Below are 15,168 nucleotides of genomic sequence, written 5' to 3'. Positions count from 1 at the left end.
CGCCGAGGCGGTCATGGGGTTGTGTCAGGCTCGCCGCCGGCCGGAGTTGGCTGCTGCTGCCGGCGGCGAGGTCACGGAGTCCCGACGGATGATCGGGCACGGCATGAGGTAGGCGTGATCGGGCTCCGGGGGTTCCCGGGCACCGAGGGCGACCTCGGCCGCCCACCGCCCCATCTCGTAGTGGGGCAGGGCGATGGTGGTCAGGGGCGGGTCGAGCTCGCCCGCGACGAGTTGCTGGTCGTCGTAGCCGACGACGGAGAGGCCGGCCGGGATCTCCAGCCCGCGATGCCGGGCGGCGACGTACGCCCCCGCGGCCATACGGTCGTTGAAGCAGAAGACTGCCGTCGGCCGACGGTGCGGCGGCAGGTCGAGCAGACGTTCCGTCGCCGCGCGGCCGCTCGCGGCCGTGGTCTCCTCGCCACGGACGTGCCAGGCCGGATCCGGTGTGATGCCCGCCTCGGCGAGCACCTCCAGGTACGCCTGGTGGCGCAGTCCTGACGCGACGGGCGCGAGCGGCTCGTCGATGTCGACCCAGGCGATGCGCCTGTGCCCGGCGGCCAGAAGCTCTCGCACGGCGGCCTGGCCCCCGCCGACCTCGTCGGGCACGACGGCCGGGTGAGTCCCGTCCACCGGGCGGCAGTCGAGGAACACCGTCCGGTCGGGGAGTCCCTCCGGCGTCTCCACGACCCGGTGCCACATCGTGGCGAAGATCATCGCGTCGACCTGGTGGTCGACCAGCGCGCGGATCGCCTCCCGCTCCACGACCGGGTCGGCGTCCGTGTTCACGAGGACGAGGAGGTGCCCGTGCTCCCGCGCCGCGTCCTGCGCACCGGCGAGCATCCGGCCGGCGAACGGCGTCGTCGCGATCACGTCCGAGACGAGGCCGATGGTCCGCGTCCGCTGCGTCCGCAGTCCGCGGGCGATCGAGTTCGGCGTGTAGCCCACGGAGGCCGCCGCCGCGCGCACCCGCTCGCGGGTCTCCTCCGAGATCCGCGCCGTCCGGTTGTTCAGGACGAGGGAGACGGTGCTCGTCGACACGCCCGCCGCAGCGGCGACATCGGAGATCCGAACTCGGGCCATCTCGTCCTCCCCACAGCGACGTGGTCTGATAAATCGATTGAGCAAGACGATCATGGCCCCTTCGGGGCATGCGCGTCAAGCCGCCGTCGACGTCGGCGTTCCCGACCCGTGCCTGCGGCGTGGCATGAGGTTGTCGACACGAGCACGAGGTTGCCGCGCATCGCCCGAGAGGGACGGCCGGTGACCTCGTGGTTGCGTTGCTGACCTCGTGGTCGCCGGGTCGCCGCCCCGCGCCGCAGGGATCGCGTATCGGCCGACGCGCGCCTCGTGGCTCGCCTGGCCCGTCAAGATTGCCGAGTAGCCTCGGAAGATGCTCTTCCGGACAGCCTCCGCCAGCGCCGCGATACTGCTCGGGCTGGCGGCCGCGGGTGCGCTCGCCGGGCCAGGATGGGACCCCGTCCCCGTCACGGACCACATCAGGCCGGCCTCGGCGGACACGACGATCGGCGGGTCCGAACCGCCGGCGGACGCGGGAGATCTGGGCGGCCTCGACGACCTCCCGGAGCCCGGCCGCTTCGAGGTGCTGGAGACCGCCGTAGCGATCGAGCTGGACGACGGCGCGTCGGTCGGCGGGCTGCTGCGCGAGCCGGTGACCGGCGTCGTCCATGGCGACGAGACCGGCGACGGGAGCGTCGGGGCGGCGGAGTCCGACAGGGCTGGTGACGATGGCGTCGGCGAGTCGTCCGAGGCCGGCCCCGGCGCGCCGCCACCGGACGATGCGGGGAGCGACGCGGGCGCTCCCGGCGTCGTGTTCGTGCACGGGGCCGGCACCGGGAAGGCGAGCGACGCGTTCACCGAGGCCGCCACCGCACTGGCGAGCGCCGGCGTCGTCACGCTCGTGCCCGACAAGTACCTCGCCCACTACTCGACCCGCCACCGCGACTACGTCGAGATGGCCGGCGACTACCAGCACTCCGTGGAGTTCCTGCGGACGGTTCCCGGCGTCGACCCGGCTCGCGTGGGCCTGTACGCGGAGTCGGAGGGCTGCTGGGTGGCGCCGGTCATGATGACCCAGGACGCAGGCCTGGCGTTCCAGATCTGGGTGTCCGCCCCCGTGGTGCCGCCACGGCAGCAGGCGGCGTTCGCCATGGACAGCTACCTGCGCAACACGGACGTGCCCGAAGGCGTGTTCCGGGCGATCCCCCGGGCGGTCGGCATGCGGCTGCCGGGCGGCGGATTCGAGTACGCGGACTTCGACGTGAGCCCGTGGCTCGCCCGTCAGACGGCGCCGATCTTCATGGCGTACGGCGCGACGGACCCCTCGATGCCGATCGAGCAGGCCGTCCGGCAGGTCCTCGCCGACACGGCCGCCGGAGGCGGGGAGGCGCCGGTCACCGTGCGGTTCTACGGCGGCGCGAACCACGGGATCAACGTGTCGGACGATCCGCTGAACGGCGACATCGTGCCCCACGGCGAGGATCTGCACCTCCATCCCGGCTACGCGCGTGACGTGGCCGCCTGGGTGCACGGTCTGCCGGCATCGGCGACGGCGAAGCCCCGGATCGCGGGTGCGCAGCCAGAGCAGCTGAATCTCGCGGGGCCCGTGCCGCAGCCGCAGTGGTACGCCGACGGCGGCGTCGTGCTGGGGATCCTGATCGGCTCCGCCGTGCTGATGCTGGGCGGCGGACTGACCCTGGTGGCGATGGCAGTACGCCGCACGCGGGTCGCCCGTCGTGTGGTCGGGGGGTTTCCGCGTGGTCGGGCAAGTGATCGACCGACCACACGGATAACCCCCGACCACGACACCCCGAGGCCGGCGCCCGGGCTGGCGGGGCCGCTCGCCGTGATGGCCGGGGTGGCCGTCGCGACCGCCGTCGGGCTCGTGGCGTACCTGGTCGCGGTGGCGCGGCTGGCACAGGACTACGACCAGAACCCGGTGATGGTCCAGGGTGGCTGGATCGGGGTGCGGACACTCGGCATCGTCGCGGTGGTCGCGGCGGCGATCCTGCTGCTGCGCTGCCAGGCGGTGAGGTGGCGCGTCGCCTCCGGCGGCGTGTCCGACGGAGGGCACCCGGTCGGCACCCGGATCGTGACGGTGGCGTTCTGGGCCGTCACCGGAGGGACGGTCGCGCTCGGCCTGGTCCTGGCCTACTGGGGTGTCTACCAGCTCGGCATCTGACCCGGACGCCGGGTCGCGTCCGCCGAACGCCCCGGCGATCGATGACGGAGCGGTTGTGAGGGAGGTGCGGAGATCCCACGCTGTGATGCGACTCGCCGCGCTTCGGAACGACACGCCCACGCTTGACCGGGTAGAAACGGTGGCGGACACCCATGCCGCCCTGTCCCGCAACCCTGGCCCGCGGCGTCACCTCAGGAGTAGTGAATGACGGATATCCACGCCCCAGAGCGTGAGGAGCACCGGAGCGCCGGAGCCGGCGTCGCCCCTCGGAACGTCCCGGACGCTGCCGCCTCCCCCTTCGCCGGCTACCGGCCGGGTGACTACGTGCGTGACGTCGTCGCCGCGCTCGTCCTCCTGCTGGCGCTCGCCCTGCCGTGGACCTCCGCGGACCGGGGTGCCGACCGGGTGGAGGTCGTGCTCGTCACGGCGGTCTCGCTCGCGTCCCTCGCGCTGCCGTACCTGGCGCGGTTCGGCGCGCTGCCCGCGTCGTGGACGGTCCAGACCACGCGCAAGTGGCGGGTCTGGGCGAACGTGCCCGCCGTCGCCGTCGCGCTGCTGGTCGTCGTCCTCGACCTGGCGAACGGGTCGGGTGTGGGAACGGGCCTCGGCCTCGGCCTCGCCGGCGCGCTGCTGGCGGCCACGCCGCGCGACAGCGAGCTCGGGCCGCCCGAGCTCGACGGCCGCGTCCACGACCGGTGGCGCGCCGTGTTCGCCGTGGCCGGCGGGCTCGTCGCCCTCGGCGCCCTGTTCTCGTTCGTCCAGACCTACGTCGCCGATCGCGAGCTCGGCCCCATGCTGCGCGCGCCCCTCGGGTTCGCCCTGGTCGCGGGACTTCTCCTGCTCCTGGTGGTCGCGACGTGGCGTCGTGACCGCGCCGCGCGGCTCGTCCTGCTCGCCCTCGGCGTCGTGCTCATCGTCCTTGCGGTGTTCACCTCCGGTGGCGCCCTGCACGGTGTGGAGTCCACCCACGATCAGCGGTTCGGACTCGTGCTCTTCCCGGCCCTCGCCGCCCTGGCCGGCGCCCCGGCCGTGCGACGGTCGCCGGTCTGGGAGGCGCGTGGCGCGTCGTCCGTGCCCGGCGCCGTCGACGTGTGGGTCCGCGCGGCGATCCGCGCCTTCCAGGTGCTCCTGCTCGTGGCGCTGTGCAGCGGCGTCGGCGGCCTCGTCACCCTGGTCGCCGACGGGTTCGACCTGGCCCCCCTGCTCCGCCTCATCCTCAGCTTCGTGATCGCGGGCATCGCCTGGTTCGGGCAGCGCTCGCTGCGGCGCGACACCTCGGCCGGGCACGTGCCGGCCGTCGGCGCCGCCTGCGTCACCGGTGTGCTGGGCCTCGTGGTGGTCGTCGCGACGTCCGGCGCCGGGGACGGCGTGCGGATCGTGGACCTCGTCATGGCGCTGGGGCTCCCGGGCATCGCCGCGTCCTCGCTCATGGTCCCGAAGGCCGTGCGCGAACACTTCCAGACCTCCGGGATCGCCGGTGACGGCGCCGTCGACCACAGCCCCGCCTGGATCTGGGCACCGGCAGCCGAGGCGCGCCCGGCGACACTGCCGGACAAGCCCGCCCGGGAGCGCGAGCAGATCCCCACGGGCGGCACGCAGCGGGCCGCGAACGCGCAGGGTGGTGCGGCGACCGGTGGTCCGGCCACCGACCAGGCCACGTGGTCCGGGGCGGTGCCCGTGTCCGGCGCCCAGCCCGTGACGAACGCCGACTCGGCCGCGGGCGACGACCGGTCCACGCGGGACGTCACCGCGATGCTGCGCCCGGTGCCCGAGGGCTCCGGCTCGAGGACGAGGCCCGGCACGGCCGCGGTGGCCGCTGCCGCCGCGGCGTCGGCCGCCGCCACCGGGTCCTCGCCCGCCGTCACGCCGTCGGACACCGGCAGCACGCCGGCGACGCCGGACCGGCCGCGCAAGCGGGTCTCCTCGTCCGGTGCCGTCCGCACGTACGCGGGTCAGGAACATCGCGCCGCCTCGGGGGAGCAGCCGTCCGTGTCGCAGGCGGCGCAGGAGCCGACGGCGCGCGAGATGCGCGGGCTGCCGGGACAGGACGCCGCGCGCGAGACCGCCGTCATGCAGCCGGTGGGGACCGGCTCGCAGCCCACGACCGTGGGCCACACCCCGCGCTCCGTCCAGCCGCAGCCGCGCGGCTGGACGCCCGAGGCCGCCCTCGACCCGGGCACGCCGCTGGCCGACCTCGCCGTCATCGTGCAGGAGGCTCCGCACCTGCGGCCGCACGTCGCACGGAACCCCGCCACCTACCCGGCGCTGCTCGACTGGCTGGGCGCGCTCGGCGACCCGGACGTGGACGCCGCGCTCCGCTCCCGCCGATAAATGTGAGAATGCTGCCTGTGCGCCCCATCACCCAGTCGAACAAGCTCCGCGACGTCCGCTACGACGTGCGCGGGCCCATCCTGGTCGAGGCCGAGCGGCTCGAGGCCGAGGGCCACAAGGTCCTGAAGCTGAACATCGGCAACCCGGCGCCCTTCGGGTTCGAGGCGCCGGACGCGGTGGTCGACGGGCTGCGGCAGCACCTGCGCGAGGCGGAGGGCTACTCCGACTCGCGCGGCATCCTTCCCGCGCGCGAGGCCGTGGCGGCCTACTACAGGGGCCGCGGGCTGGACATGACCCCCGTCGACGTGTTCATCGGCAGCGGCGTGTCCGAGATGATCTCGCTCGTGCTGCAGGCGCTCGTGGACGACGGCGACGAGGTGCTCATCCCCGCGCCCGACTACCCCCTGTGGACCGGCGCCGTGACGCTCACCGGCGGCACGCCCGTGCACTACGTGTGCGACGAGTCCGCCGGATGGTCGCCCGACCTGGCCGACATCGAGTCCAGGATCACGCCGCGCACCAAGGCGCTCGTGGTGATCAACCCGAACAATCCCACCGGCGCGGTCTACCCGGCCGACACGGTGCGGGCGCTGGCCGACATCGCGCGGCGGCACGGGCTCGTGCTCCTGAGCGACGAGATCTACGAGAAGATCCTGTTCGACGGCGTGAGCCACCACCACACCGCCACGTTCGCCGGCGACGACGTGCTGTGCCTGACCTTCTCGGGGCTGTCCAAGGCGTACCGCGTGGCCGGGTTCCGCACCGGCTGGGTCGCGGTCACCGGGCCGAGGCGGCTCGCCACCGACTTCCTCGAGGGCCTGACCCTGCTGGCGAACATGCGCATGTGCGCGAACGTCCCGGCGCAGTACGCGATCCCCGCGGCGCTGGGCGGCGACCCGGCCGTCGTCGACGAGCTCCTGCTCCCCGGCGGACGGCTGCTCGAACAGCGCGACACGGCCGTCCGCCTGCTCAACGCGATCCCCGGGGTGCATACCGTCGCCCCGCAGGGCGCGCTCTACTGCTTCCCGCGCCTGGACCCCGAGGTCTACGCCGTGGACGACGACGAGAAGCTGGTGCTGGAGCTGCTCCGGGAGAAGCACATCCTGGTGACCCACGGGACCGGCTTCAACTGGCCCACCCCGGACCACTTCCGTCTCGTCATGCTCCCCGCCGTGGACGTCCTGGAGGACGCGATCGGCCGCATCGCGGACTTCCTGGAGAAGAAGCGGGTCTGAGATCGGTCCGATGTCGGGTGGTCGGTCGGATGTCGGATGATCGGTCCCCCGAGCGGCCGATCATCCGACATCCCGCCGACCACCCGACGAATTGCCGACCGGCCGTCCGTGACCAACCCCGCACCACATGGTGGACAGGTGTGGTGCGGGCAACACGCGGAGGTACAGTGACAGCGTGCACCCGGCGAAGAGCCTCCTCCTTCGGTGCCGCGGCGAGGCCCCATAGAGAGGCCGGTTTCCTCGCCGCGGTGGCTTCGTGATGCCGGCCGCGGCCCGTGACCCGGGCCGTCGCTGAGAGAAGGTCACTTCTACCCGGAGGACGCGCAAGTCATGAACACCAGCACGGAGAGCACGACCGCCCCTGTCACGACCCACGGTGACCCCGTGTACGGCACCGCCGGCGGACTCGTCGAGGACAACCCGCAGCAGCCGTCGGGCATGCGGGTGAGCAAGTACCGGCCGTTCCACGAGCAGTTCGCCGTCGAACTGCCCGACCGGACCTGGCCCACCAAGCGCATCGAGCAGGCGCCGCGCTGGTGCGCGGTCGACCTGAGGGACGGCAACCAGGCCCTCATCGAGCCGATGGACGCCGAGCGGAAGCTGCGGATGTTCGATCTGCTCGTGAAGATGGGCTACAAGGAGATCGAGGTCGGTTTCCCGTCGGCGAGCCAGACCGACTACGACTTCGTCCGCCGCCTCATCGAGGAGGACAGGATCCCGGACGACGTCGTCATCCAGGTCCTGACGCAGTCGCGGGCCCACCTGATCGAGCGCACCTACGACTCGATCCGCGGCGCCAAGCAGGCGATCGTCCACCTGTACAACTCGACGTCGGTGCTGCAGCGCGACGTGGTGTTCCGCACCGACCAGGACGGCATCGTCGACATCGCGCTCGACGGCGCGAAGCTGTGCCGCAAGCTCGAGGAGACCCTGCCCGGGACCCGGATCTACTACGAGTACTCGCCGGAGTCGTACACGGGCACCGAGCTGGAGTTCGCGGTCCGCGTCTGCAACGAGGTGCTCGAGGTCTTCGAGCCCACCCCGGAGCGCAAGGTCATCATCAACCTGCCCGCCACGGTCGAGATGGCCACGCCCAACGTGTACGCCGACTCGATCGAGTGGATGTGCCTGCACCTGAACCACCGTGAGAACGTCATCGTGTCGCTGCACCCGCACAACGACCGGGGCACGGCGGTGGCCGCGGCCGAGCTCGGCTACCTGGCGGGCGCCGACCGCATCGAGGGCTGCCTGTTCGGCAACGGCGAGCGCACCGGCAACGTCGACCTGGTCACGCTCGGCATGAACCTGTTCGTGCAGGGCATCGACCCGCAGATCGACTTCTCCGACATCGACGCGATCCGCCGCACCGTCGAGCACTGCAACCAGCTCCCCGTCCCCGAGCGCATGCCCTACGTGGGCGACCTGGTGTTCACCGCGTTCTCCGGGTCCCACCAGGACGCGATCAAGAAGGGCTTCGAGCACATGGCCGGCCAGGCGGAGGCCGCCGGCGTGAGCGTGGACGACCTGCCGTGGGGGGTGCCGTACCTGCCGATCGACCCGCGTGACGTGGGCCGTTCCTACGAGGCCGTCATCCGCGTGAACAGCCAGTCCGGCAAGGGCGGGATCGCCTACCTGCTCAAGCACGACCACGGCCTGGACCTGCCGCGCCGCCTGCAGATCGAGTTCTCCGGCGCGGTGCAGCGGGTCACCGACGTCGGCGGACACGAGGTCAGCGGCGAGGACATCTGGCGCATCTTCACCGACGAGTACCTGCCGATCGAGGAGGGCTCCGCGGGCACCGTCGAGTCGGGCCTGCGGCCGTGGGGCCGGCTCACGCTGGAGCACACGCGCGTGACGGGCGCCGAGGGCGGGACCGCCACCATGGAGGTCGAGGTCGTCGACCGGGGCGAGTCGCACACGCTGACCGGGTCCGGCAACGGCCCGATCGACGCGTTCGTCGACGCCATCTCCCACGTGGGCGTGAAGGTCAGTGTGCTCGACTACACCGAGCACGCGCTGTCCGAGGGCGGCGACGCGACCGCGGCCGCCTACGTCGAGTGCCAGGTGGGCGACGACGTGCTGTGGGGCGTGGGCATCGACCCGTCCATCACCACGGCGTCCCTGAAGGCGATCGTCTCGGCGGTCAACCGGGCGGAGCGCACGGGCGACTGAGGTATTCCTCCGGAAGGCGGGGACGGCGCGCCGTCCCCGCCTTCTGCCGTCCAGGTCGCCGGCCGTGTGGTCGCTCTCCTGCCGTGAGGTCGGTCCGTTGTCGCGTGATCGGCTCCCCGGGGGACCGAACACTCGACAACGGGCCGCCCTCACGCCGTCGGCCCTGGACGTCATGGGGTGTCAGGGGTGTCAGGGGTGTCAGGGTGCCGGGTCAGGCGGGAGGGCGAGGACGTTCAGGAACGCCGCGGCCGCCGGCGTGCGGCCCGAGCTGCTCCAGCTGGCGTGCTCCTGGTGTCCTGCGCCGGAGATCCATGGTGGAAGTCCGTTGCGGTTCGTCGCGAACCGCAATCGTGTGTCGGTCGGCGTCGGCGAACCGCAGTCTGCGTGCGTCGACCGTCTTCGAACCGCAGCCTGCGTCTGCTGACCGCCGTCGAACCGCAGGGACACGCCGAGAACACCGGGAATTGTCGGCGTGTCGCTGCGGCTCGGCGACGGAATCCGTCTGCGAGCTGCGATTCGGCCGACACCGGCGGACTCAGGGTGCGGTTCGGCGGACACCAGCGGACTCAGACTGCGGTTCGACAGCCCGGCATGAGGTTGCGGTTCGCGACGAACCGCAACGGACTTCCACCATGAACCTCAGGCGCAGGACCCTAGCGAGCCTCCGCCGTGACCGGGGTGCGGTTCAGGTCGATCACGCGGTCCATGCCGGCCAGGGTCCGCTCCTGGTGCGAGACCACCAGCAGGGTGCAGGACAGGGAGGCGAGCAGCTCGTGCACGCGGTGGGCGCTGTCGGCGTCGAGGTCGGCGGTCGGCTCGTTCACGACCAGCACCCGGGGGCGTCGCAGCGCGGCGCGGGCCAGCCGGAGCCGGGAGTGCTGCCCGCCCGAGAGCCGGAGACCTCCCTCGCCCACGCCGTCGTCGGGCCCGACGACGCCCCGTAGCCCGAGGGCCTCGAGCACGCGGTGCAGCTCGGCCTCGCTCGCCCCGGTGCCGCGCAGCAGGTTCTCCGCGACGGTCCCGGAGAACAGCCGCCCGTCCTGTTCGACGACGCCGACGGCGCCGCGCAGTTCGGCGTCCGCCAGCTCGGTCAGCCCGACCTCGGCCCGCCCAGGCGCGCCAGGGGATCCGTCCACCGCGCCGGTGCCGCCACCCCCGGTCAGCGCGACGACGCCGTCGTCGGGGTCCCACAGGCGGCCGGCCAGCGCCACGAGCGTGGACTTCCCGGCTCCGGACGGCCCTCGCACGCCGACACGCTCACCGGGTGCGACGTCCAGGCAGAACCGGTCGAGCACCACCGTTCCCCCGTACCCGAACGTCACGTCCCGGAACGACAGCGCGAGCGGTCCGTCGGACAGAGGCCGCGGCCGTTCGGCGGGGACGACGACGGCGGGCCGGGTGAGCTCGTCGCGCACGCGGGCCGCACTGGCCTCGATCGGGCGCAGCTGCGTGAGCGTGGTGGCGGCGTCGGCGGCCGCGGCGATGGTCGCGAGCGCCATCGTGACCAGCCCGGCGAGATGCTCGGGGGCCACGCCGCCGAACGCGGCGACGGTGAGGACCGCCACCACCGCGACGGTCACCCCGGTCTCGCGGAGCGCGGCCAGGACGCGCTGGGTGGTCTCGATGCGTCCGGCGGTGCGGGCGGCGTCGGCTCCTCGCGCGGCGACGTCGGCGCCGACGCGGGCGGCCAGGCCGTAGCCGAGCACCTCACGCAGGCCGCCCAGGACGTCCACCACGTGCGAGGACAGCGCGCCGGTCTGCTCGGTGGCGAGCACGCCCAGGTCGTGGAGCCGGCGTCGGCCGATGACCGCCGTGCCGCCCACGCCGGCGAGGCAGACGAGCGCCACCACGGCGAGCGGCGGGTACGCGACGGTCAGGAGCGTGAGGCCCGTCAGGCAGACGACGGCCGCCGCGAAGAGCTGCGCGACGGTGTGGGCGTAGAAGAACTCGAGCTTCTCGGTGTCGGTGAGCGCGGTGGCGGCGGCGTCGCCGGTGTTCTCGCGGCGGCGGGACGGCAGGGCGACGGCGTACCGGTCGAACAAGGCGATGCGCAGGCGCGCGAGCACCCGGTACGCGACCGAGTGCGACAGGTCCATCTCGGACCAGGTGAGCAGGGCGCGGGTCAGGACGAGTCCGGCCATGGCGGCCCAGAACCAGGGGGCGGGCACCTCGCCGAGCACGACGGCACGGCCCAGCGCGAAGGCGGGCAGCACGGTGAGCGTGCTCAGCGCGAGCAGGCTGACCGTGACGACGGCCGTGGTGAGCGCGATGGCGCGGTACTCGTGGCGCAGCTCGGCCTGCAGTTCGAGGACGCGGCGGACGCCGTCGAGCGACTCGGGCCGGTGCGCGACCACGACCACGACGCGAGCCTGACCACGACGTTCCCCGAGGTGACCGCCGTCAAGGAGGACCGTCTCGTGGCCGTCCCGTCGTCGGGACTCTTCCCGGGCTCCGTCGGCAACGTCAGCGCGGTCGAGAAGGTCGCCCAGGCGCTTTACCCCGAGGCGTTCTGACGTCAAGAATCACCCGGTGCGGCTCCTGGAGTCTGGCACACTGCCACCTGTGAAGCACGGAACACGGGTTGCGTTGTTCCTGGTCGGGGCGCTCGTCTATACCATCGCGGTCGAAGCGCGCGAGGCGCTCGCCGGGTGGTTCGACGGCGTTCTGTGGGCAGTTGCCGCAATTCTGCTGGTCCTGGCGGTGCGGCACCCCGCCCACGACGTCGCCGACCCCAAGGGCTTCGTGGTGCGCGTCCTCGACACCGGCGGCTCGTCGCGCGACCGGGTGCGCACGATCCTCGGGCTCGAGCCCCTCGGCGCAGCCGCACGGCAGCGCCCGCCCGGCGCACCCCGCCCGGGCGCGGGGCCCGAGGCCGAGGGTTGGGTCGTCGCGCACGGCCTGACCAGCGTCCGGGCAGAGCAGGCGGTGGCGCACCTCGCGGTGCGGGGGATCCGCGCCGTGCGGGACGTGGACTCGCGCGCCGTCCTGCACCGGCTGCTGCTGCACGCCGCTCCCGTGCTCAGCGCGCCCGTGGTGCTCACGGCGGTCGGCGGGCTCGACCTGCTGCCCTTCGTGGGCCCGCTCAGCGCCGTGGCCGGGTGGGCGGTGCTCGTCTTCCTCGCCTACCTGGCGATCGACGTGCTGGTGCCGCGGCCGGGCGCGGCGGATCCCGCGTTCTCCGTCGACGGGCCGTTCACCGTACGGCTCGTGGGCGTGGACGCGACACTCGATCACGACGCGGTGGAGCTCATCAGCGCGCTGTGCCGGGTGACGGCCCTCGGGATGGACGACGCCCGTGACCTGTTCCGCACGATCCCGGCGACGGTCGCGGAGCGGGTCACCGCCGCCGAGGCCGACCGCTACCGCACCGCGCTGGAACGGGCAGGTGCGACCGTGGAGGTCGTGGGCAGGTAGTTTCGGGCCATGCGCGACCAGACCATCCTCCAGCCCGGCACCGACGTCCCGCCGGAGGTGCACTACCTGGCCACCGAGCAGGACACAGCCTTCTGGGGCCGCTTGCCGTGCGCCGCCGACGAGCCGGTCCTCACCGTCGACCCGGGGGACGACGTCGTGGTCGACACCCTGTCCCACGAGGGACTCCTGGAGGACCAGGGATCGGACCCGCTCACGTACTTCGGCGAGCGGGGCGTGTCCGAACGGGCGGTGCTGGCCGACGCCGTCGACCTGGCGCGAGCCGCCCGCGCGGGCCGGCGTGCGAGCCGGCTCGGCGTCCGCGCGCCCGGCCTGCCCGACTCGCCCGGAGCCCACGGCGGGCACGTGGTCACGGGGCCGATCGCGGTGCGGGGCGCCCGGCCGGGGGACCTGCTCGCGATCCGCGTGCTGGAGGCGACACCGCGCGTCCCCTACGGCGTGATCTCCAACCGCCACGGCCGCGGGGCGCTGCCCGGGGAGTACCCCGCCGCCGGCGCCGACGTGGTGAGCGTGTTCGCCCAGGTGGACGACGACGACCGGGGGCGACTCCCGCTGTCGGGCGGGCCGGCGCCGAGCGGGCCGACGTCGGACAGCGTCGCGCCGTCGGGCACGAACGCTGGGGGCGGCACGCCGACGGTCGGGTTCGACCTCGCGCCCTTCTGCGGGATCATGGGCGTCGCCGCCGCGGGCGGCGAACGGCCACACTCCGTGCCGCCGGGGAGCTTCGGCGGCAACATCGACATCAACCTCCTCGGCGCGGGCACCACGCTCTACCTGCCCGTGCAGGCCGACGGCGCGCTCGCGTACGTCGGCGACCCGCACTTCGCGCAGGGCGACGGCGAGGTGGCGCTCACCGCGTTCGAGGCGTCGCTGCGGATGCGGCTGCGCCTGGACCTCATCCCGGCCGGCGACGCGACCGCGATGTTCGGGAAACTCGCCGGACCGCTGGGGGAGACGAGCGAGTTCCTCGTCCCCACAGGCCTGGACCGCGACCTCGACGTGGCCGTGCAGAACTGCGTCCGCGCGGCGATCGCCCTGCTGCAGGCCCGGTACGGGATGGACGCCGGGCACGCGTACGCCTACCTGTCGGCGGCGACGGACTTCAACATCTCCCAGGTCGTGGACGTGGTCAAGGGCGTGCACGCTCGAATCCGGAAGTCGGACTTCGCGGGCTGAGGACGCGGCCTGCCCGGGGTCGTGACGGGTTGACGCGATCATTGCGTCACCAGCGATCGGTACGTGTGTGAGTGATCGGCAGTTCAACGTGCCGATCACTCACGGAACTGCCGACCGGCCCGCTCCGAGGGCTGGCACGATGGCCCGCATGGATACCTCTGTGTGGCGGGTGCTCGGGGACGACGGCGGAGCGCTGGTGGCGCCGACGGCGTCCGGCGTGCTGGACGGCGAGACCGTTGCCGTCAAGGATCTCTTCGCGGTGGCCGGGCAGCGGGTCGGGGCCGGGAACCCCGCCTGGCTCGCGGAGGCGCCCGTCGAGACGGCGCACGCTCCCGCCGTCGCGCGGCTCCTGGAGGCGGGCGCGTCGGTCGCCGGGATCGCGCGGACCGAGGAGTTCGCCTGGTCGCTGACCGGCGCGAACGCGCACTACGGCACACCACCGAACCCCGCCGCGCCGGGCCGGATCAGCGGCGGCTCGACGTCGGGACCGGCGACGGCGGTCGCGGGCGGCGAGGTGAGCATCGGGCTGGGCACCGACACGTCCGGGTCGATCCGCGTCCCCGCTGCCTACCAGGGGCTGTGGGGCTTCCGGCCCACTCACGGGGCGATCAGCGGCGAGGGTGTGCTCCCGCTGGCGCCGTCGTTCGACACGGTCGGCTGGCTGTCCCGGGATCCCGGGCTGCTCGCCCGCGTGGGGGACGTGCTGCTGCCGCTCGGCGGAACCGCGGCGCCGGACAGGGAGGCCCGGCCGGCGTCGTCGACCGCCGCGCACACGGCCACCGCGGACATGCCGCTCCCGCCGGACGGGGCCGCAGCCGTCCGCGGGCCCGCACGCGGCGGCCCGGCGCTCGCGGGGCCGGCGGGGCAGCCAGGCTCGGGGATGTTCGCCGAGCCGGGAGCGCTCGCGGGCCGGCTGATGCCGGTTGAGGCTCTCCTCGGCCTGGCCGCACCGGATGTCCGCGCAGCCGTCGACGGCTGGCTCGCCGCGCTGGAGAGGCGCGAGGCCTCGGGTGATGGAGCGCCTCCCGGTGGGAGTGCCGGTACGGAGGGGCGCACTGCCCCGGGTGAGCACACTGCCCCTGGCGGGCGGCGTGCCTTCTCGGCTGGGTTTACCATCTCGGCAGCCGGAACGCTCGGCCGGGGTGCCCAGGACGCCCCACCGTTCACCGGGCTCCCGGAGGAGTGGGTCGACGCGGTCCGGGTGGTGCAGGCCGCCGAGGCCTGGGCCGAACACGGCGAATGGATAGCCGGGCACCTGGACGGTCTCGGGTCCGCGGTGCGGGGCCGGTTCGAGTTCGCCCGGTCGATCACCGCGGATCAGGCCGCTGAGGCACGGGGAGTCGCCGCCGAGGCGCGCTCCACCATCCGCGGGCTGTTCGGTGGCGACCTGCTGGTGCTGCCTGCCGCGTCCTCGGTGGCGCTGCCCGCGGGCGACCCTGGGGCGGCCGAGGCGGTCCGGGCGGCGACAGTGGCGCTGTGTGCCACGGTGGTGCTCGGTGGTCTGCCGGCGCTGACGGTTCCGCTGCGCACTGCCGACGGACTCCCGACGGCTGCCTGCCTCGTCGGCCCTCCCGGCTCCGATCGTGCTCTCCTGGCCCTGGCGACGGAGCTGGTCCCCTGACC

General features: G+C 73.5%; 10 protein-coding genes. 8 read left to right on the top strand and 2 right to left on the bottom strand.

The features are described 5' to 3' along the window. Nucleotides 1–24: 24 nt before the first annotated feature. Nucleotides 25–1,080 (bottom strand): LacI family DNA-binding transcriptional regulator, encoded by a 1,056-nt coding sequence (locus ACYVK5_RS19865; protein ID WP_460707706.1) that lies wholly within the window; start codon nucleotides 1,078–1,080, stop codon nucleotides 25–27. A gap of 310 nt (nucleotides 1,081–1,390) precedes the next feature. Here ACYVK5_RS19865 and ACYVK5_RS19860 point away from each other — a divergent pair, with 310 nt between their 5' ends. The 4 genes from ACYVK5_RS19860 (at nucleotide 1,391) to leuA (ending at nucleotide 8,937) form a co-directional block, all read left to right on the top strand. Further along, nucleotides 1,391–3,199: an alpha/beta hydrolase family protein gene (locus tag ACYVK5_RS19860; protein WP_460707705.1), complete on the top strand. Its 1,809-nt coding sequence runs from the start codon at nucleotides 1,391–1,393 to the stop codon at nucleotides 3,197–3,199. Nucleotides 3,200–3,403: 204 nt separating this feature from the next. Further along, nucleotides 3,404–5,530, top strand: coding sequence for a DUF7937 domain-containing protein (locus ACYVK5_RS19855; RefSeq protein WP_460707704.1), 2,127 nt, complete (start codon nucleotides 3,404–3,406; stop codon nucleotides 5,528–5,530). 17 nt (nucleotides 5,531–5,547) lie between these two features. Beyond that, the gene (locus ACYVK5_RS19850) at nucleotides 5,548–6,765 is read left to right on the top strand and encodes a pyridoxal phosphate-dependent aminotransferase (protein WP_460707703.1); all 1,218 of its coding nucleotides are present in this window, start codon (nucleotides 5,548–5,550) and stop codon (nucleotides 6,763–6,765) included. Nucleotides 6,766–7,095: 330 nt separating this feature from the next. After that, complete coding sequence (leuA, locus tag ACYVK5_RS19845) at nucleotides 7,096–8,937, top strand: 2-isopropylmalate synthase (protein WP_460707702.1); 1,842 nt, start codon at nucleotides 7,096–7,098, stop codon at nucleotides 8,935–8,937. Nucleotides 8,938–9,590: 653 nt separating this feature from the next. On the opposite strand, the gene ACYVK5_RS19840 is transcribed toward leuA, so the two are convergent. Then, entirely contained in the window at nucleotides 9,591–11,297 is a 1,707-nt protein-coding gene (locus ACYVK5_RS19840; RefSeq protein ID WP_460707701.1) for an ATP-binding cassette domain-containing protein, read from the bottom strand. Here ACYVK5_RS19840 and ACYVK5_RS19835 point away from each other — a divergent pair. The 4 genes from ACYVK5_RS19835 to ACYVK5_RS19820 all read left to right on the top strand — a co-directional run bounded on the left by ACYVK5_RS19835 (nucleotide 11,280) and on the right by ACYVK5_RS19820 (nucleotide 15,166). Next, nucleotides 11,280–11,450 carry a hypothetical protein gene (locus tag ACYVK5_RS19835; RefSeq protein WP_460707700.1) on the top strand — a complete coding sequence of 57 codons (171 nt, stop codon included), beginning with the start codon at nucleotides 11,280–11,282 and terminating at the stop codon, nucleotides 11,448–11,450. The genes ACYVK5_RS19840 and ACYVK5_RS19835 overlap by 18 nt on opposite strands. A gap of 49 nt (nucleotides 11,451–11,499) precedes the next feature. Next, complete coding sequence (locus ACYVK5_RS19830; protein WP_460707699.1) at nucleotides 11,500–12,351, top strand: ribosomal protein L7/L12; 852 nt, start codon at nucleotides 11,500–11,502, stop codon at nucleotides 12,349–12,351. Between the two features lie 9 nt (nucleotides 12,352–12,360). After that, nucleotides 12,361–13,545 carry an acetamidase/formamidase family protein gene (locus ACYVK5_RS19825; protein ID WP_460707698.1) on the top strand — a complete coding sequence of 395 codons (1,185 nt, stop codon included), beginning with the start codon at nucleotides 12,361–12,363 and terminating at the stop codon, nucleotides 13,543–13,545. Nucleotides 13,546–13,693: 148 nt separating this feature from the next. Then, entirely contained in the window at nucleotides 13,694–15,166 is a 1,473-nt protein-coding gene (locus ACYVK5_RS19820) for an amidase family protein (RefSeq protein ID WP_460707697.1), read from the top strand. Nucleotides 15,167–15,168: the final 2 nt, after the last annotated feature.

It is taken from the genome of Myceligenerans halotolerans, assembly GCF_054782975.1.
This window is presented reverse-complemented; position numbering and strand designations above follow the sequence as displayed.

Coding starts and splice junctions, on each gene's coding strand:
- ACYVK5_RS19855 (WP_460707704.1), top strand. CDS start 3,404: ATGACGGATATCCACGCCCCAGAGCGTGAGGAGCACCGGAGCGCCGGA.
- leuA (WP_460707702.1), top strand. CDS start 7,096: ATGAACACCAGCACGGAGAGCACGACCGCCCCTGTCACGACCCACGGT.
- ACYVK5_RS19860 (WP_460707705.1), top strand. CDS start 1,391: ATGCTCTTCCGGACAGCCTCCGCCAGCGCCGCGATACTGCTCGGGCTG.
- ACYVK5_RS19865 (WP_460707706.1), bottom strand. CDS start 1,080: ATGGCCCGAGTTCGGATCTCCGATGTCGCCGCTGCGGCGGGCGTGTCG.
- ACYVK5_RS19825 (WP_460707698.1), top strand. CDS start 12,361: ATGCGCGACCAGACCATCCTCCAGCCCGGCACCGACGTCCCGCCGGAG.
- ACYVK5_RS19820 (WP_460707697.1), top strand. CDS start 13,694: ATGGATACCTCTGTGTGGCGGGTGCTCGGGGACGACGGCGGAGCGCTG.